The following is a 17,958-nucleotide window of genomic DNA, read 5'->3' as shown; positions in this document are numbered from 1 at the left end:
ATCTTGGATCGGTATAGTGGGGATAGAAAGTAGGGTGAGTGGGATGTATTGGAAACTAATCAAGAACGACATCAGCGCAAGTAAATTGATTACAGCTACCACAACGATGTTTATTGTTACCGCTGCAGTGCTAGTCGCTTTAGCTGCGATTTTAAGCGTGAATTTAGCCAGTTCAATTGATACTTTGATGGAAACAGCGAAAGCTCCTCACTATATGCAAATGCATGCCGGAACGGTGAACCAGAGTCGTTTAGCTGATTTTGTAAAAAACAATAGCAATGTCGCTTCTTATGAGGTTTCCGAGTTTCTGAATCTCCGCGGCTCCGATATTCAAATTGAGGATCACAGTTTTGCTGATAGTGTTGAAGATAATGGAATCGCCGTGCAAAATCAAAACTTAGATTACTTTTTGGATATGGAGAATCAACGGATCCAGCCTAAACCGGGAGAGCTCTATGTACCGGTAATCTTCAAGAAGCAAGGGATTGCTAAAATCGGGGATACAGTCAAGCTCGCCGGCAGACAATTTCAAATCACTGGGTTTTTGAGAGACGGTACGATGAACTCACAAATGGCCGGATCTAAGCGGTTTTTAGTTCACCCGCAACAATATCAAGAACTTTTTTCTAAGGGAAGTTTGGAATATATTATTCAATTTCGTTTAAAGGACCCATCGAAGCTTAATCAATTTGAAGCAGCTTATAAAAAAGCCGGCTTAGAAGTTAATGGTCCAGCCGTCTCCTATCGATTAATCAAATTAGGCAATGCGATGTCTGATGGAATCATGATCGCGGTTCTGCTGTTGATCAGTCTGTTAGTGGTATTGATGGCTTTCATGTGCATTCGCTTCACGTTATTGGCAAAGATCGAAGAGGAGTATCACGAAATCGGTGTAATGAAAGCGATCGGACTTCAAATCAAGGAGATTAAAAAAATCTATTTAGCCAAGTATCTAGCCATCGCGGTTTTTGGTAGCTTACTAGGTTATCTGATCTCATTACCACTAAGTTATCAATTATTGGAAAATATCAAGCTCTTTATGGGAGCGAGTAGAAATGAAGGGTTAAGCTGGTATGTTGCGGTTATTGGTGTATTCGTTGTGACGTGCTTGATGATTGCGTATGTTTATCGTTTATTGAACCGCTTTAAAAAAATCTCGGCGGTAGAGGCTATTCGGTTTAACGGGGCTAAAGAAAAAGTTAGCACTAAGACTCGCCTCAATTTACGTAAATTGAAGTTCTTGTCACCCAATGCTCGAATAGGCATCCTTGACCTGATCAACCGTAAAAAAATGTATTTCACTCTGTTATTAGTGGCAATGCTATCTAGTTTTATTATGATTGTACCGGCTTTAGTTTATCAGACGGTTGATTCCGACAAATTTGTGGAAGGAATCGGTATTAGCAACAAGGTCGATTTACTTACTAGTCTTTATGAATCAACCAATAACAATGAGTATGAACAAAAGATGCAGGACTATCTTGATCAGGACGATGAGATCGTTACTTATAATACGATTACGACTAAAAATTTTGAAGTGAAGGAAACGGGTTCAACGGACAATGTATTATCCGTCGAACTGGGCGATTATCAAAAATTTCCGGTCAGCTATACAGCCGGGAGACAGCCTGAAAAAGCAAACGAGTTGGCCTTATCTACGATCAACGCGGAGGAATATCAGAAGAAAATTGGGGATTCGATGATTTTACTCCTTGCAGGTAAAGAGGAAAAATTTATTGTCACAGGCATCTACGCCAACGTGTTTAATGGTGGGAAAACTGCAAAAGCCACTTTTGAAGATCAAAAGACTCCGAAGATTTGGACTAGTTTTTATATTGATGTTAAGGGTTCAACAGATTTAGAGAGGAAAATGGCACAATACAAGCGGGATTTGCCTTACGCCAAAATAAATAATACACGCGAGTATCGTGACCAGACATTAGGTTCAATGATTGCCTCTTTAAAATTGATTGCCTTTGGATCTATTATGATTGCTTTAGTAGTTACCGGTTTGATTACTGCGCTGTTTATTAAGTTATTGCTAGTGAAGGACCGAAGAGAAATCGCCACTTTAAAAGCCCTTGGTTTTAACGATAAGGCGATTGCTAATCAATATTTAGCTCGCAGCCTGACGGTTTTATTGATTGGGGTAAGCTTGGGGACAATTTTGTCTATGACTCTTGGAAAAGTTTTAGCGGCAGGAATCACGAGTGCCTTGGGTGGAGTGCAAGTCGCATTAAGCGGCAGCTGGTTGGTCTATTGGGGATGTCCCTTACTGATGCTGGCGGTGACAATTGCCACCACCAAATTAGTCACGAGCCAAACAGCCAGGATCGAAATTTCACAAAATTTGAAAGACTAGAAAAGGATGATCAAGATGAATCAAATTATGATTGATGGAAAAAAGATAATTAAAAGTTTTGGTGAAGGGCAAGAGCAGGTAGTAGTCTTGAATCAAGTGGATATTCAAATTGAAGCAGGTCAATTTGTTGCCATTATGGGGCCTTCTGGTTCTGGCAAGTCAACGTTGCTTTATGCTATCAGCGGGCTGGATACTCTTGATTCGGGAACGGTTGTTTTTAATCAGCAGTCGCTAAATCAGTTGAAAGCAGATCAGTTAGCAAATCTTCGCCGAAAGCAAATGGGTTTTATCTTTCAGCAGCCGACGTTTTTGAGAAATCTCTCGCTGATAGACAATATTATTTTACCCAGCCTAACGAAGCGAAAAGAGACCGGTGCGTTAGAAAAGCGAGCAGAGGAGTTAATGAGAATGGTCGGTATCCACCCGCTTAAAGACCGTAAAATCACACAAGTTTCTGGTGGACAATTGCAGCGAGCGGGAATTTGCCGGGCGTTGATGGGTCAGCCAAAGATAATTTTTGGCGATGAGCCGACGGGCGCGTTGAACTCCAAAGCAGCGCAAGAAATTATGGCTATTTTACTGAAAATCAATCAAGCTGGAACGACAGTAGTGATCGTTACCCATGACGCAAAGGTGGCGGCCCAAAGTGAAAAGGTCCTTTTTATGGAGGATGGTCAGATTACTACGGAAATTTATTTGGGAACGTATCAACATGAGCAACTAGAAACTCGGATCGAAGCTATCAATGAGAGGATGCTGGCTGCGGAAATTTAAGGTACTGCGGCTATCCGATAAATAAAATATGATAAAATGATTAGTAAACCATGTGTTCAGGAAGGGAGCGTTTCTGAATGGCCTATAATATTTTGCATGTCGATGATGAAAAAGAAATTATCAAGCTGCTGAAAATGTATTTAAAAAGTGAAGAAATCAATCATTTTGAAGCTTATAATGGTCGTGAGGCGCTGACGATTTTGGCTGAAAAAGAAATTGACCTGTTGATCGTTGATATCATGATGCCGGAGATCGACGGCTTTCAACTGATTCGCCAAGTGCGCAAAACAAAAAATCTGCCGATTCTGGTTATCTCGGCACGGATCACAGCCTCCGATCGAATTTTCGGTTTAGAGATTGGCGCTGACGACTATTTGACGAAGCCCTTTGATCCTAATGAAGCGATTGCTCGGATCAAAGCATTACTAAGGCGGTATCATCAATTAGGACTTTCTGCCACAGCTAAGAACGAATCGCTGCAGGTAGGCCAACTGCGACTCGATGTTCCTGCCTGCACTGCTTACGTGGAAGGATGCCCGATATCGTTGACGGCGGTAGAATTTCGCGTTTTAAAATTATTAATGGAACAGCCTGGGCGAGTTTTTACGAAGGAACAAATTTATGAATATGGTTGGCAAGACCCGCTTGCAGGTGACAATAACGTTCGAGTCATGATGAGCAAGTTGCGGGACAAGATCGGTAATCAGCGGATTAAGACAATCCGAGGCTTGGGTTATCGTTTGGAGGTGGCGCATGGAGAAACTTAAAAATGCTATTATGCGCTCCTTTATTTTTTATTTTTTTGTTATTTCGATTATCGGTGATCTGATAGATGAGTTGATTTATGAGCTGGATACTTGGGTTTTCGGTTCAGACTATCAGCTCGTCTCCCCAATCGTTGCGACCCTAGCTCAAGTAGTGGCATTGCTTCTTTTTTCTTTCTTGTTCTACCGTAGTTTAACTAAAAAAATCGGTCAAGAAAGTTTGCGGCTCGCAAAAAAACAAAGCCAACTATTTGCCAATATTGCGCATGATTTGAAGACCCCTTTGACGAGTATCACTGGTTTTTCCAAGGCACTCAATGAAGAAATAGTTGAACCAGAAGAAATCAAAGAAGTTTCAGGAATCATTTATCAAAAATCAGTGACAGCTAATGAATTATTGGATCTGATGTTTCAATATACAAAACTGAATGCAGCTGAATTTCGTTTGAAGAGTGAAGAATGCGATGTCAACTATTTGCTAAAAGAAGTGATTGCCGCTAACTATGACTTGCTGGAAAGCCATCAAATCGAGTTGCTGTTAGAATTGCCGGAGGAGCCGCTCTTTAGAATGATCGATCCAACCGAATTTAATCGGGTGTTCAGCAATCTGTTAATCAATGCCTGTAAGCACAATCCGCCGAAAACGAAGCTGGCCATTTCAATCGCTGTGCAAAAAGATATCACAGAAATTATTTTTGCGGATAACGGCAACCCGATTCCTTATAATGAGCGAGAAAAATTATTCCAGCCTTTTATAAGTGAGAGCGAAAGCGAACGTAGTTTTCAAGGAAACGGGCTAGGCTTGGCGATCGTGAAAACGATCGTTGAAAAACACGGATTCAAAATCGCGCTGCTAGATGGTGAAGAATACACCAAACGATTTGTAATTACGATTTGAAAAAAGTTGTACGAAATGAAAAAAATAAGCATTCATACAAAATCTTTCGTTAATATACTGTAGAGCAAAAATTTATTTTTGAAAGAAGTCAGACTTGCTAGCACAACCGTGCTGACTAATTTCAAAATCGTATTAATGTAGGAAGCTTTATAGTTTTAGTTAGCAGTAGAGGCTGCATTAAAGTTATTTTAAAGATAATGATTCTTTTTACAACGTTATATAAAAAAGCCGAAACAGCCGATTGAAAATTTCAATCGGCTGTTTCGATGTTACCGTTCAATAAAATCATGAGGAACACAAATCTTTTCTTGTTTGTTATGGAAAAAAGCTTCAAAGGCTAACTTCCCAACCTTAGTTAAATGATGGTTGATACTAGGAAAGCCGGCTAATTTACTGATCAACAAATTTTCCCGACCAATCACTAAAGGAGCATTCCGTTCATACTCAGTCAAAATGACGGCGGCTACCTCATCGCCGTTGGTTAAAATGCCATCAACGGAACGCTGTTTAAAAAATGCGGCGGCTTTTTCACCATCTTGGGTATGAACACAGCAGTCCCAAAAAATATTCGATTCATCGAAGTTTGGGAAGACTTCCTTGGCGATCCGCAACGTTACTTGCGAGTTATGACTAATATTTTTACTGCGTCCTAAGGTTATCCCTAAATGTTTCACGCCCTTCGTTTTTAAATAATGAAAGGCTTCCCGTAAAGAGTTTTCTAAATTGTAATAGACACAACTCACAGGTGCCTCTGGAATATTCTCACAAAAAACGATTGGACCGTACTGTTGGTATTCTTGAAAAACATCGATGGGATTAGCTTTTGTAGTTACAATCAGTCCGTCATAAGTCTTGGTAGCAAATTCGTCTAAGTAGTTTTTTTCCAGCGCTTGATCATAATTCGTCGGCAATAAGCTCACTCGATAACGGTGGTCAAAAGCCGCCTGCATGATCCCGCTGAGCATTTGATCGTAATAAGCGTGGTTGATAAAAGGCAAGACAACCCCGACATTCTTAGTCTTTCCATAGCTCAAATTTTGCGCGGAGCGATTCGGAACGTAATTCAGCTCAGCCATGACGGCCAGTACCTTTTCACGTTTTTCTTCGGTTACATATGGATGGTTATTAAGGACGCGGGAGATCGTCGATACCGAGTAGCCGGTAATTCTTGCGATATCACGGATGTTTGCCATGGGACACCTCTTTAATCAAGGATTTATTCTATGTTTAAGCCGCTAAGTTCTCTTTAAGGTATTCGGTCACGGCAGGGCCAGATTCGTAGAAGGTATAGCGACGATTTTTATAGAAGAAACTAATAATCGGGCTACCTAAAAATTCATCAAAGACTAAGCTGCTGATGTCGGTCAACTGCAATATTTCAGTGAGGGGACGTTTCAGACCTTGGCTTCGAACGAGGGTCAACTGGTGGTCAGAAAAATTTAGAGAAACATGAAAATATTCTTGTGTTTCGGTATTTTGAATCTTCATATAGGTATTCATAAAACTTCCTCCTTTTTCTTTACAAAAGCAGTATAGTTTATGAAACGAGTTTCAGAGCAAGCCTTTTGTTTACTTTAAAATAAAGAAAGTTGCTCCCGCTTGTCTTCAAAGGTATGAAGATAGCGAAAAATGTCTTCCGTTTGGTAAAGGATACCATGTTTTTGACAGGTGTTCTTAAAAATAGACATTAAGTCATCGTTGTTAGGGCTGGTGCAAACATAGTTTTCACCAAAAGTAAGGCGATATTTTTGCTTCATACCAGGAAAGTGTTTGTCTAGCTGCTGATAAAAAAAGTCGCGATTGCCGGCTCGCAAGGTCACACCAAAGCCAAAGCATAGGATTCCTTTGACCCCCGCTTGGATACAGTATTCGAGAATCCCTTCCAAGTTTTCCTTGCTGTCATTAATAAAAGGCAAGATAGGAGAGAGCCAGACAACAGATGGAATCTCGACCGATTTAAAACGCATCAATGTTTCAAAGCGTTCTTTTGTAGTAGAAACATAAGGCTCCAAAATTTTACATAAGTCTTCATCGTAAGTGGTCAAAGTCATTTGCACCACCGCTTTAGTTTTTTTGTTGATCGCCGTCAGTAAATCCAAATCTCGTAAAATGCGGGCGGATTTGGTTTGAATCGCTACCCCGAATTCATATTTTTCAATTAATTCAAGAGCGCCACGAGTGATTTGCAGACGAGGTTCTAATTGAATATAAGGATCGGTCATAGCGCCGGTGCCAATCATGCAAGGTTTCCGCCGCCGTTGCAATTCCTGTTCAAAAATTTCTAGGGCATTGGCCTTGATCTCAATATCTTCAAAAGGGTGATCCATTTGATAGCAATCACTACGACTGTCACAATAAATACAGCCGTGAGTACAGCCACGAAAAAGATTCAACCCATTCTTAGGGGATAAGATAGTTTTATATGCTTTATAATGCATTCGACACCTCCTGAACGTGCGTTCGTATTTATTATCCCATAAATTCAAGGTGATAACAATCGAAAGTCTCGGTATAATGAATAGCGGAGGTGGGTTTATGTTGAAAATCGGCGAGTTTTCGCGACTCGGTCAAGTATCCATTCGAACCTTGCATCATTACGACGAGATTGGTTTGCTCCATCCAAAACAAATCGATCACGAATCTGGCTATCGCTATTATTCCGTTAAACAGTTAGAAGTATTGGCCCAAATCGTATTATTGCGGGAGCTGAAGTTTTCTTTAAAGGAAATCAAAATTTTGATCCAGCAAGATGCTGAGATCATGACAGCCGCACTACTAGAAAAAGAACGAGTGATCGAGCAAGAAATTCAACAAGATCGTTTTCGACAGCAGCAGATTCAGCGAATGCTCAAACGGATGCAGCAACAAAAAAACTATCAAATATCAATCAAATCAATTCCGGCTTTTCAAGTCATCAGCTATCGCAAAAAATTAAAAACTTTTTATCATGAAGGGCTTTTTTGGGAAGAATTCATTGAGCAATTGAAGGATCAAAAAATTGCTTATCCTAGTGATCCAAAAAAAAGTCTAACTATTTTTCATGATCAGGAATATCTTGAAGAGGGCGTCGATGTCGAATTAGCTATTTTGCTGGGGCGTAAGACTGAGGTGCAGCCGCCTTTAAAGTGCCGTCAACTGACGGCGATCAAGTTTGCCGCAACGTTGTTCGTTAAAGGAAATTATCATCAATTGCCGGAGGCCTATGAAGCCTTTGCCCAGTGGTTAGAGCTCCACCCGGAATTTACGATGGAAAAAGCCGCTCGTCAAATTTGTCATGTTGGACCAGAACACACGGACAATAGTGAAGACTATCTAACAGAAATACAAATTCCCCTAAATTCCTTGACTCTCACGCAACGGGAGGAATTATCTTCTAAGTAGAGGTCGCGACTCAATAAATAGTTGGGGGATTTATTATGGAAATAAAAGAAATCGGTAAAGTGAAACAAGACAATGGTGCTGTTTATTTGGAGCTTCTGCCAGAATATCAAGAAGGTCTGGTTGGACTGGATGATTTTAGTCATCTGTATGTTCTCTATTGGTTCCATCATTTAGATATTCCAGAATTGCGAGAGGCGACGATCAGCAAACCATATACAAATGGCCCTGAAAAATTAGGCACATTTGCGACACGAGGACCGCTTCGGCCTAACCCAATCGCTTTGTCAGCCGCAAAAATTCTCAAGCTCCAAGCAAACAAAGTTTATTTGGACTATTTAGACGCGGAAGAGGGCAGCCCGATTTTGGATATTAAGCCTTATACTCCAAGTTCGGATGTTTTAGAAAATTTTCAAGGACCTGACTGGTGTCAGCATTGGCCGCAAAGTTACGAAAGTTCCGGTGATTTCGACTGGGCAGCTGAGTTTAATTTTACAGAATAAACGATCGTTAGACGTTTTCGGAGTGGAACAATCCATTCCTTTTTTATTTTGTCAAAAATCAATCTATTTTCTGTACGAATATGAATAGTTTCCGAAAAACAATATTATAAAGTGTTTCATTCTTGATATATAAAAGAATAGATGGTATATTACCAATTGTAAATGATACAGATTTTTAGGAGATGTAATACAGTGAATAAAAAAGGTGCAGAAATCATTGTTAGAAGTTTAGAAAATCATAATGTTCCATTTATTTTTGGAATTCCCGGCGCCAAGATCGACGGCGTTTTCGATACATTAGAAGATCATGGCCCGCAATTAATTTTAGCTCGTCACGAACAAAATGCGGCTTTTATGGCACAAGCAATCGGCCGTTTGACTGGCGAACCCGGTGTGGTTATCGCAACTAGTGGACCGGGTGCAAGTAATTTAGCAACCGGGTTAGTGACTGCTACAGCGGAAGGCGATCCTGTTTTAGCTTTGGCTGGACAAGTAAAACGGTCCGATTTATCAAAACTGACTCATCAAAGCATGGACAATGCAGCTCTATTTGCCCCAATTACAAAATATAGTTCTGAGATTCAAGATCCTGAAACATTATCAGAAAGTATTGCGAATGCCTATCGCATCGCGAAGACTGCTAAAAAAGGTGCAAGCTTCCTTTCAATCCCGCAAGATGTGACCGATGGCGAGGTGAAGGGAGCAGCGATTAATCCCTTATCTGCTCCAATTTTAGGGGCTGCTTCAACAGAAGACATTCAGGATTTGATTCAACGGATCAAAGAAGCAAAATTGCCCGTCCTACTGGTTGGAATGCGCGCTTCAGGTGAAAATGAAACCCGAGCCATTCGCAAATTAGTAGAAAAAACCGGTTTGCCAGTTGTTGAAACTTTTCAAGGAGCGGGAATTATCTCACGTGAATTAGAAAATCATTTCTTTGGTCGTGTTGGTTTGTTCCGTAACCAACCAGGAGATATGCTATTAAAACGCAGTGATCTCGTGCTTGCAGTGGGTTATGATCCAATCGAATACGAAGCACGAAATTGGAATGCGGAGAAGGATGCGCGTATTGTAGTAATAGATGAGGTACCGATGGAAATCGATCAATACATGCAACCAGAGGTAGAATTGATCGGTAGTATCGCTAAAACGATGAAAAACTTAAGTGAAGCGATCGATCATTATGAATTGTCTGAAGATGCAGTCCATTATTTGACTACGCTGCAAGACAAATTAGAAAATGGCAATAAGCACTTTGCTTCTGTTGAGGGTCGAGTGCATCCGTTAGCGGTCATCGATACTTTGCAAAAAAATGTCAGTGATGAGATGACCGTAACAGTCGATGTTGGTAGCCATTATATTTGGATGGCACGCCATTTCCGCAGTTACGAACCACGTCATCTATTGTTCAGTAATGGGATGCAAACCCTTGGTGTGGCCTTGCCATGGGCCATCTCCGCAGCTTTAGTTCGACCAAATACCCAGATCTTTTCAATCTCCGGAGACGGCGGTTTCTTATTCTCCGCTCAAGAGCTGGAAACAGCCGTTCGATTGAAGCAAAAAATTATTCATTTGATTTGGAACGATGGCAGTTACAATATGGTGGAATTCCAAGAAGAAATGAAATACGATCGATCTTCTGGTGTTCATTTTGGTCCAGTTGATTTTGTAAAATATGCGGAAGCATTCGGGGCCAAGGGTCTCCGTGCGACATCTCAGGCAGAATTGGAAGCTGCAATTCAAGAAGGCTTGCAAACCGATGGTCCAGTGATTATTGATATTCCAATCGATTACAGCGACAACAAAGAATTAGGAAAAACGATCTTGCCCGATCAATTTTATTAAACAGCCGATTGACTTGATAGGTGAGTAGACTGACGGCAAGTAGGAGGGACTAATTATGACAGTGAAAACAAAAAGTTATATTTACCAACATGGAACACTTGGTGGATTGATGCAAGATTTAATGGATGGTACGGAAAAAATCGGTGAATTGCTGCATTACGGTGATTTTGGTTTAGGCACATTGGAAGGATCAAATGGGGAAGTGATCATCCTTGATGGTGTCGTGTATCATGCAGATGAAACAGGTGTGATCAATCAACTAGCAGGCGATGAGCTTACTCCTTACGCTGCGGTAACAACTTTTCAAACAGATGAGGATTTTTCATTAGCTGAGCTTTCAGATAAGGCAGTGAAGGACCGTATCTTAGAAAAAATCAGCCACAATTTGTTTTCAGCGGTGAAAATCAGCGGTACTTTCAAACATATGCATGTGCGGGTCGCGCCTAAGCAAAAGAAGCCTTATCCGCGCTTCGTGGAGATTGCAAGACATCAGCCAGAATTTTCTGCAGATGAAATTTCTGGGACAATCGTCGGCTTCTTCACGCCAAATTTATTCCAAGGAGCTGCAGCAGCGGGCTTCCATCTACACTTTATTAGCGATGATCGTCAATTCGGTGGTCACGTCCTTGATTTTGAGTTAACAGAGGGGAAAGTTGAGTTGATGGAATTAGCTGAGTTCCGCCAACATTTCCCAACAGAAAATACCGATTATTTAGAAAATGAAATCAAGCTTGACGATATTTCAAAAGATATTGAAGAAGCAGAATAAGAAAAGAGCCGTTCACATTTCGTGAACGGCTCTTTGTTTGTACAGATATCAATTTTACGATTAGACGCCTAGTAACGGGCCTGGATTTACAAAGCCAGACCATAATGCCGTAGAGACGCCAAAGTGTAGGTGGACGCCAGTTGAGTTACCAGTGGTACCCATACCGCCAAGAACTTGGCCAGCAGTGACGGATTGACCGACGCTGACATTAGCGGCAGATACTAAATGCATATAATAAGAGTAGTAACCATCTGGATGCTTGATAATTACATGATTTCCAGCGGACCAGTGGAAGCTGGCTTCTACGACTGTTCCGGCTTTTGTAGCAAGGATCGGCGTTCCTGCAGAGCCGGCAAAATCGATGCCGTCATGCTGGGTACCAGAAGCACCAGTTGGGTCTATCCGGGGACCAAAAGGGCTGGTAACAATTAAACCGATTGATAACGGTGATGCCCAGCCGCTGCTATTAGAGACTGATTTTGATTCTGATTCTTTAGGTGTGGTGAGACTTGGTGTAACAGGGGTGTCAGTTGTTGCTGGGTTTGTCGTTACTTGCACAGCAGAGGGATTAGTAACTGTCTCCGTTTGCTGCTGTTGTTGTTTGGCTTCTGCTGCTTGACGCTGTGCTTCTAATTGTGCGATTTCAGCGGCTTGTTTTTGTTTTGCACTCTCGGCTTCAGCGGCTTGTCTTTCGGCCTCTTCAGCCGCTTTTTGAGCTTCTTCAGCTGCTTGCTTCGCTTGTTTTTCAGCTTCTGCTTGGGCCTTTTCACGGGCTTCAGCTTCTTTTTTACGTTGTTCTTCTAAAGCTTTCAAAGCGGCTTGACGTTTTTTCTCAGCCTCTTCTTTTTGTTTTTCGTATTTCTCTTTTTGCCCTTTTTCAGTGGCGATGCTGGCTTGAAGCGCATTTATTTTAACTTGTTGATCCAATTTTGTTTGGACGAGTTTTTCTTGCTTGGCTTTTAGTTCTTCAGTCTTTTGATTAATCACGACTAGGCGCTGTTCGGCTTCTTTTTCAAGCGTTTCTAATTCTGCCTTGTCTTTGGTTTGCTGTTCCATGATATTTTTACTAGCTGTTAACATCGTTGAAACAGCCATTGTTTTCTTAACCGCTTCACCGATCGAATCTGATTCGATGACGGCGTGGACAACGGAAGTCGCTTGGTTTTTAGTTTGCACGTCACGTGCCTGACTTCTCAACTGCTTTTCACGCTTTTGAATCTTTTCTTGCAAAATCCCAATCTTTTTAGTTAAGTCGCTTAATTTTTTTTCTTCATCTGTCTTTTCTTTCAAGACATCGGTGACTTCTTTTTCAACAGCGGCAACTTGCTGTTCTAATGCAGCCTTTTGTTCTTCCGCGGATTGTTCTGTTTGTTGCAATTCTGAGATTTTTCTATCTTGATCAGCAATTTTTTGATCATATTCATCTGCTAACGCGCTAATAGGAGTAGCAGTTAAGGTCAAAGCGCATAACGTCAACGCCGTGTACTTTTTCAACTTAATCATGGATTCCCTCACTTTTTTCATCTTTCGGATTCAATTATATAAGAAGTTATGAATAAAAAGTTTAAAGTAGCCGAATTTTCATCTAACCGTATAGTTTGTAATGGGAATGAAATATTCAAACGGGGGAAATAGTCAGAATGTTACTTGACCTGTACGATTTATTGATTGTGGCCTATTTCCATTGGTTCCAAGCTAAATAAAAGCCGCTGGATTAATGGAGTTCTGCGGGTAATTACGGTAAAATAATGCCAGAAAGAAGTATTTGTTTAAATTTTTTTTGAAAGCAGGAGGACTATCAAATGAGTTGGAAAAATCAAGAGGGAAAAGAAGCGGCGTATCAATTACTGCTGTTGCAGCAAAAAGCGTTGCTTGAAGGAGAAAGTGATTTGATCGCGAATTTAGCGAACTCTTCAGCTTTGTTAAATCAAACTTTACAAGAGACTGTTTTTGCTGGGTATTATTTATTTAAAGAAGATGAGTTGATCTTAGGGCCGTTTCAAGGAAATGTTTCTTGCGTGCATATCGCAATGGGCAAAGGCGTTTGTGGCGAAGCTGCTGAGAAGAATCAAACATTAATCGTTGAAAATGTTTTGGAACATAAAAATTATATTGCCTGCGACTCAGCGGCTCGTTCGGAAATTGTCGTTCCTATGAAGAAAGGTGACCAACTGATTGGTGTACTAGATCTTGATAGTTCAGAAGTCGGTATGTACAATCAGATTGATCAATTTTATTTAGAGCAATATGTAGCATTATTAATGGAAAGTATCAGCTTAAATTAAGAATAATGCGTATAATGCTATTTATTCGAAGAAATAACACGCTTAATGTAGCTTTTTAACCCACTTAATGCTACGATATAAGTGTAGTAAAACTTTTAAGGGGGATTTCGATGAATAAAGAGGCAGTTATTATCGGAGAGAGCTATGAGTGTCGTAAAACGGACTTTGCTCGACCAATTATTGGAGAGGTTCTACGGAAAGAAGACGGCGGCTGTGTTGTTAATGTCGAGCGTTTCTATGGATTAGATGTAGATAAAATTGATCAAGTCGAAGGCCAAGTATTAATTAAATACAGTGAAGTAACAGGCATCGTTACAAACAATCGATTTTTTAGCTAAAAAAGTAAGTAAAGTGGGTGTCGAAAATTCCTTTTGACACCCACTCTATTCATGAAAAAAAGGTATGACTGAAGACAGTCATACCTTTTTTTTGCCTATTTTGTAACAAAGCGTACTAATTGTTCAGCAAACGCATCGGTTGATAACGCGTCGATTTTTAGCATTTGGGCAAAGTCGTGGGTCATTAAATGTGTTTCTAACGCTTGTTCGATCGCTTGAGTAATCAACTGACTAGCTTCGAACCAGCCGAGATGATCCAACAGCATCGTCGCCGACAGTAATAACGAGCAAGGATTCGCCCAGCCGTTACCGGCAATATCCGGTGCAGTTCCGTGGGTGGCCTCAAAAATCGCATGACCGGTTTTATAATTAATATTCGCCCCAGGAGCAATCCCAATCCCACCAACTTGGGCAGCTAAAGCATCGGAAATATAGTCCCCATTTAAATTCGTCGTCGCTACGACTTGATATTTTTCTGGATACAAAAGAATTTGTTGCAAGAAATTATCTGCGATCACATCGTCAACAATGATTTTCCCCGCGGCTTGCGCCTCCGCCAAAGCCGCTTCCGCTTTTTCCTTGCCGCCTTTGGCTGAGAGCTGTTTAAACTGATTCATCGTGAAGGCTTGGGAATAATTTTTTTCAATGTAATCATAGCCCCAATTTTTAAAGCCGCCTTCAGTAAATTTCATGATATTGCCTTTATGGACCAGCGTCACCCCGGTCTTGCCTTGTTCAAGGGCATAATCTAACGCCGCGGCGATCAGCCGTTGACTGCCTGCTTGAGAGATGGGCTTGATCCCTAAGGCAGTTGTTTCGGGAAAACGAACTTTTGTAACAGATAATTTATCAGTTAAGAAAGCTAACAGCGCTTGGACTTCGGAAGAATCTTTTGCAAACTCGATACCGGCATAAACGTCTTCGGTATTTTCTCGAAAAATCGTCATATCGGTTTTTTCCGGTTCCTTTAATGGAGAAGGAACCCCCTTGAAATAGCGGACCGGTCGAACACAGGCATAGAGATCTAGTTCTTGGCGTAAAGTCACGTTAAGAGAACGGAAGCCTTCGCCGATCGGTGTGGTCAACGGTCCTTTGATGGCAATCTTATGTTCTCTGATCGCTTCTAAAGTAGCGTCAGGAAGCCACGTGCCCGTTTGATTATAAGCTTTTCCACCAGCTAAAATTTCCAGCCAATCGATTTTTCGTGTTCCTTGATAGGCAGAATTGACGGCTGCATCGACCACTTTTTTGGTTGCCTGCCAAATTTCAGGACCAATACCATCGCCTTCGATATAGGGGATGACAGGATTGATTGTGTTTGTCATTAAACTTGCTCCTTCTGCATTTTTTTATGGATGACTAAAGGCAGGATACCTTGATTTTTCCAATAGCTGATGTCTGCAACAGAATCGAATCGTAATTTCACTTGGAAATGAATTTCTGTATCACCAACAGCAATTACGTCAATCAATTGATTGATAGCTGGTTCCTCTGGAAAGACAAAGCTGTAGCGTTCTTGTCCAGTTAAACCTAGAGAATCCGCCGTTTGTCCTAGTAGATACTCAAAGGGAATCACTCCCATCATCACGAGATTACTGCGATGAATGCGTTCGTAGCTTTCGGCTAAGACCGCTTTGACACCTAAAAGGTTGGTTCCTTTGGCGGCCCAATCACGAGAAGACCCCATGCCGTAATCTTTTCCCGCTAAAATGATCGTACCGATTTTTTCTTGCTGATAACGCATCGCCGCATCATAGATCGACAGTTCTTCACCCGTGGTAGCAAGTTTTGTATAGCCGCCAGTTGTTTCGGGAGTTAATTGATTTTGAATCCGGATATTGCCAAAGGTTCCCCGCATCATTACTTCATGATTGCCCCGTCTCGAACCGAAGGAATTAAAATCCTTATAAGCCAAGCCATGCTCCTTCAAATAGTTGCCCGCTGGTGATTGCAGACTGATATTTCCAGCCGGCGAGATATGATCGGTAGTAACCGTGTCACCAAATTTCGCCAAGACTTGCAGATTTTTCAAGCTTTCCGTATCATCTATTGCCGCACCTAAGTTTTCAAAGAAAGGCGGGTTAGCGATGTAGGTAGACGCGTCATCCCAATCGTAGCAATCGCCTTCAGAGGTCTCAATCTGATTCCAACGCTCATTCGATTGATAAACATTTTCGTAAGCCTTTTGAAAATCAGCCGGCTCTAAGAACTCATTGATATAAGTCGCCAATTCTTCTTGCGTTGGCCACAAGTCCTTCAAGTAAATCTCTTTTCCATTGACGACCGCGATTGCTTCCTTCGTCAAATCTTTTTTGATTGAGCCTGCTAATGCATAGGCGATCACTAACGGCGGCGAAGCTAAATAGTTTGCCTTAATCAACGGGTGAATCCGGCCTTCAAAATTCCGGTTGCCTGATAGGACGGCGGAAACGACTAAATCACTTTCTTTTAAGGTCGTTTCAATCTCTTCGGCCAAAGGTCCAGAATTTCCGATACAAGTAGTACATCCGTAGCCGACGATATCAAAGCCTAGTTCAGCCAAAGGTTCTAGTAAATGTCCCTTTTCTAAGTATTGGGTCACGATCTTTGAGCCGGGAGCAAGGGAAGTTTTAATGGTCGCCGGGACTTGCATGCCTAGATCGACAGCTTTTTTAGCTAATAAGCCGGCAGCCACCATGACGGATGGATTGCTAGTATTCGTACAGCTGGTGATAGCGGCTAAAGCCAAATCACCTGTTTCAAGGGCTGTGTTGGTTCCAGCGATTTTTTCTTGGCGAGTAAGTTCCTTCTCGTTTAAGCCAAAGCCTTTCGGTCCGTTGACATTGGTTAAGGAAGTGGCAAAATTATCCGCCACTTCGGCCAATAGGATCCGATCCTGTGGCCGTTTTGGGCCAGCGATGGAGGATTGAACCGTCGATAAGTCTAAATGAATCACGCGAGTATACTCAGGTGTTTCTGTTCCATCATAGAACAAGCGGTTTTGTTTCGCATAGGCTGCAACTAATTGTACTTGTTCCTCTGTTCGACCTGTCAAGCGTAAATAAGCTAGCGTCTCTTCATCAATTGGACAAAAGCCGCAAGTTGCACCGTATTCAGGCGCCATATTGGCGATCGTTGCACGGTCAGAGAGACTTAATGTTTTATAGCCACTACCAAAGTATTCGACGAATTTGCCGACAACTTTTTCATTGCGTAATAGTTCGGTTAAATAAAGGGCTAAATCGGTAGCAGTCGCACCGGGGCTTAAAGAACCGGTCAATTCTACACCGATGACCTCCGGAGTTGGGAAATAGGAAGCTTCGCCTAAGATCGCCGCTTCCGCTTCGATCCCGCCAACGCCCCAGCCAAGTACGCCCAGGCCGTTAATCATGGTGGTATGAGAATCAGTTCCTTCTAATGAATCCGGGAATAAAATATTTTTTTCATTTTTTAAGATCACATCGGATAAATATTCCAGATTGACTTGATGGATGATGCCGGTTTCTGGTGGTACAACTTCAAAATTATCAAAAGCCTGCTGGGCCCATTTTAAAAATTGATAGCGCTCGTGATTCCGTTCGAATTCTTTTTCGGTGTTGTAAGATAGACTTTCTTTAGTTCCCGCACAATCAACTTGGACCGAGTGGTCTACAACTAAAGTCACTGGAATCTCGGGATTGATAATCCGCGGATCGCCATCAAGTTTGACCACCGCATCCCGCATTGCTGCCAAATCAACTACCGCAGGAACACCGGTGAAGTCTTGCAGGACCACCCGTGACGGGCGAAAGGGAACGACTCCAGTGGGATTTTTCGCGTTAAAATTGACCAAGTTTTCTAAATCAGCAATTTCTTCATGGCGTGCTAAGCTTTCTATTAAAACCCGAATGCTGTAGGGATACGCCGTAATGTCTTTTTGGTAGGCTGCTGTAATTGAAGGAAGATCAAAATAGGTATAATGTTCGTCATTGACGACTAACTCTTTTTTCCAATCCAAGATGGAATCCCTCCTAAGTGTGTTATCGTTTGAAGATAGTTAGCAATATTATACGAATAAAAAAAA

At 41.6% G+C, this 17,958-nt stretch carries 16 protein-coding genes; 10 read left to right on the top strand and 6 right to left on the bottom strand.

Going from position 1 to position 17,958, the window contains the following annotated elements; all coding sequences use genetic code 11:
* Positions 1 to 43: 43 nt before the first annotated feature.
* From RV00_RS12180 to RV00_RS12165, 4 genes are all read left to right on the top strand, one after another.
* Positions 44 to 2,362, top strand: coding sequence for an ABC transporter permease (locus RV00_RS12180; protein ID WP_071862870.1), 2,319 nt, complete (start codon positions 44 to 46; stop codon positions 2,360 to 2,362).
* A gap of 15 nt (positions 2,363 to 2,377) precedes the next feature.
* Entirely contained in the window at positions 2,378 to 3,136 is a 759-nt protein-coding gene (locus tag RV00_RS12175; protein WP_071862869.1) for an ABC transporter ATP-binding protein, read from the top strand.
* A gap of 77 nt (positions 3,137 to 3,213) precedes the next feature.
* On the top strand, positions 3,214 to 3,903 hold the full coding sequence (locus RV00_RS12170) for a response regulator transcription factor (protein WP_071862868.1): 690 nt from the start codon (positions 3,214 to 3,216) through the stop codon (positions 3,901 to 3,903).
* Positions 3,890 to 4,798, top strand: a complete 909-nt coding sequence (locus RV00_RS12165) for a sensor histidine kinase (protein WP_071862867.1) — start codon at positions 3,890 to 3,892, stop codon at positions 4,796 to 4,798. Before RV00_RS12170 ends, RV00_RS12165 begins: the two co-directional genes overlap by 14 nt.
* A 269-nt stretch (positions 4,799 to 5,067) precedes the next feature.
* Here RV00_RS12165 and RV00_RS12160 read toward each other — a convergent pair whose 3' ends face one another.
* The 3 genes from RV00_RS12160 to RV00_RS12150 all read right to left on the bottom strand — a co-directional run bounded on the left by RV00_RS12160 (position 5,068) and on the right by RV00_RS12150 (position 7,236).
* Positions 5,068 to 5,991, bottom strand: coding sequence for a LacI family DNA-binding transcriptional regulator (locus RV00_RS12160; protein WP_071862866.1), 924 nt, complete (start codon positions 5,989 to 5,991; stop codon positions 5,068 to 5,070).
* A 34-nt stretch (positions 5,992 to 6,025) separates the two neighbouring features.
* The gene (locus tag RV00_RS12155) at positions 6,026 to 6,298 is read right to left on the bottom strand and encodes a hypothetical protein (RefSeq protein ID WP_071862865.1); all 273 of its coding nucleotides are present in this window, start codon (positions 6,296 to 6,298) and stop codon (positions 6,026 to 6,028) included.
* A gap of 74 nt (positions 6,299 to 6,372) precedes the next feature.
* Positions 6,373 to 7,236: an SPL family radical SAM protein gene (locus RV00_RS12150; protein ID WP_071862864.1), complete on the bottom strand. Its 864-nt coding sequence runs from the start codon at positions 7,234 to 7,236 to the stop codon at positions 6,373 to 6,375.
* A gap of 97 nt (positions 7,237 to 7,333) precedes the next feature.
* On the opposite strand from RV00_RS12150, the gene RV00_RS12145 reads away from it, so the two are divergent.
* The 4 genes from RV00_RS12145 (at position 7,334) to budA (ending at position 11,293) form a co-directional block, all read left to right on the top strand.
* Positions 7,334 to 8,179, top strand: a complete 846-nt coding sequence (locus RV00_RS12145; RefSeq protein ID WP_071862863.1) for a MerR family transcriptional regulator — start codon at positions 7,334 to 7,336, stop codon at positions 8,177 to 8,179.
* 35 nt (positions 8,180 to 8,214) lie between these two features.
* Positions 8,215 to 8,679 (top strand): tRNA (N6-threonylcarbamoyladenosine(37)-N6)-methyltransferase TrmO, encoded by a 465-nt coding sequence (tsaA, locus tag RV00_RS12140; RefSeq protein WP_071862862.1) that lies wholly within the window; start codon positions 8,215 to 8,217, stop codon positions 8,677 to 8,679.
* A 192-nt stretch (positions 8,680 to 8,871) separates the two neighbouring features.
* On the top strand, positions 8,872 to 10,524 hold the full coding sequence (gene alsS, locus RV00_RS12135) for an acetolactate synthase AlsS (RefSeq protein WP_071862861.1): 1,653 nt from the start codon (positions 8,872 to 8,874) through the stop codon (positions 10,522 to 10,524).
* A 55-nt stretch (positions 10,525 to 10,579) separates the two neighbouring features.
* Positions 10,580 to 11,293, top strand: coding sequence for an acetolactate decarboxylase (budA, locus tag RV00_RS12130; protein ID WP_071862860.1), 714 nt, complete (start codon positions 10,580 to 10,582; stop codon positions 11,291 to 11,293).
* A 60-nt stretch (positions 11,294 to 11,353) separates the two neighbouring features.
* Here the strand turns inward: budA and RV00_RS12125 are convergent, their stop codons facing one another.
* Positions 11,354 to 12,796 carry a peptidoglycan DD-metalloendopeptidase family protein gene (locus tag RV00_RS12125; RefSeq protein WP_071862859.1) on the bottom strand — a complete coding sequence of 481 codons (1,443 nt, stop codon included), beginning with the start codon at positions 12,794 to 12,796 and terminating at the stop codon, positions 11,354 to 11,356.
* 299 nt (positions 12,797 to 13,095) lie between these two features.
* Between RV00_RS12125 and RV00_RS12120 the strand changes: the two genes are divergently transcribed.
* Positions 13,096 to 13,578: a GAF domain-containing protein gene (locus RV00_RS12120; protein WP_071862858.1), complete on the top strand. Its 483-nt coding sequence runs from the start codon at positions 13,096 to 13,098 to the stop codon at positions 13,576 to 13,578.
* Between the two features lie 110 nt (positions 13,579 to 13,688).
* Entirely contained in the window at positions 13,689 to 13,916 is a 228-nt protein-coding gene (locus RV00_RS12115; RefSeq protein ID WP_071862857.1) for a hypothetical protein, read from the top strand.
* A 95-nt stretch (positions 13,917 to 14,011) separates the two neighbouring features.
* Here the strand turns inward: RV00_RS12115 and icd are convergent, their stop codons facing one another.
* Positions 14,012 to 15,241, bottom strand: a complete 1,230-nt coding sequence (gene icd, locus RV00_RS12110) for an NADP-dependent isocitrate dehydrogenase (RefSeq protein ID WP_071862856.1) — start codon at positions 15,239 to 15,241, stop codon at positions 14,012 to 14,014.
* The gene (acnA, locus tag RV00_RS12105) at positions 15,241 to 17,892 is read right to left on the bottom strand and encodes an aconitate hydratase AcnA (protein ID WP_071862855.1); all 2,652 of its coding nucleotides are present in this window, start codon (positions 17,890 to 17,892) and stop codon (positions 15,241 to 15,243) included. Before acnA ends, icd begins: the two co-directional genes overlap by 1 nt.
* Positions 17,893 to 17,958: the final 66 nt, after the last annotated feature.

Source organism: Enterococcus devriesei (assembly GCF_001885905.1).
Classification (GTDB): domain Bacteria; phylum Bacillota; class Bacilli; order Lactobacillales; family Enterococcaceae; genus Enterococcus_A; species Enterococcus_A devriesei.
The sequence above is the reverse complement of the archived record's forward strand: the minus strand, read 5'-3'. Positions and strand labels throughout refer to the sequence as shown.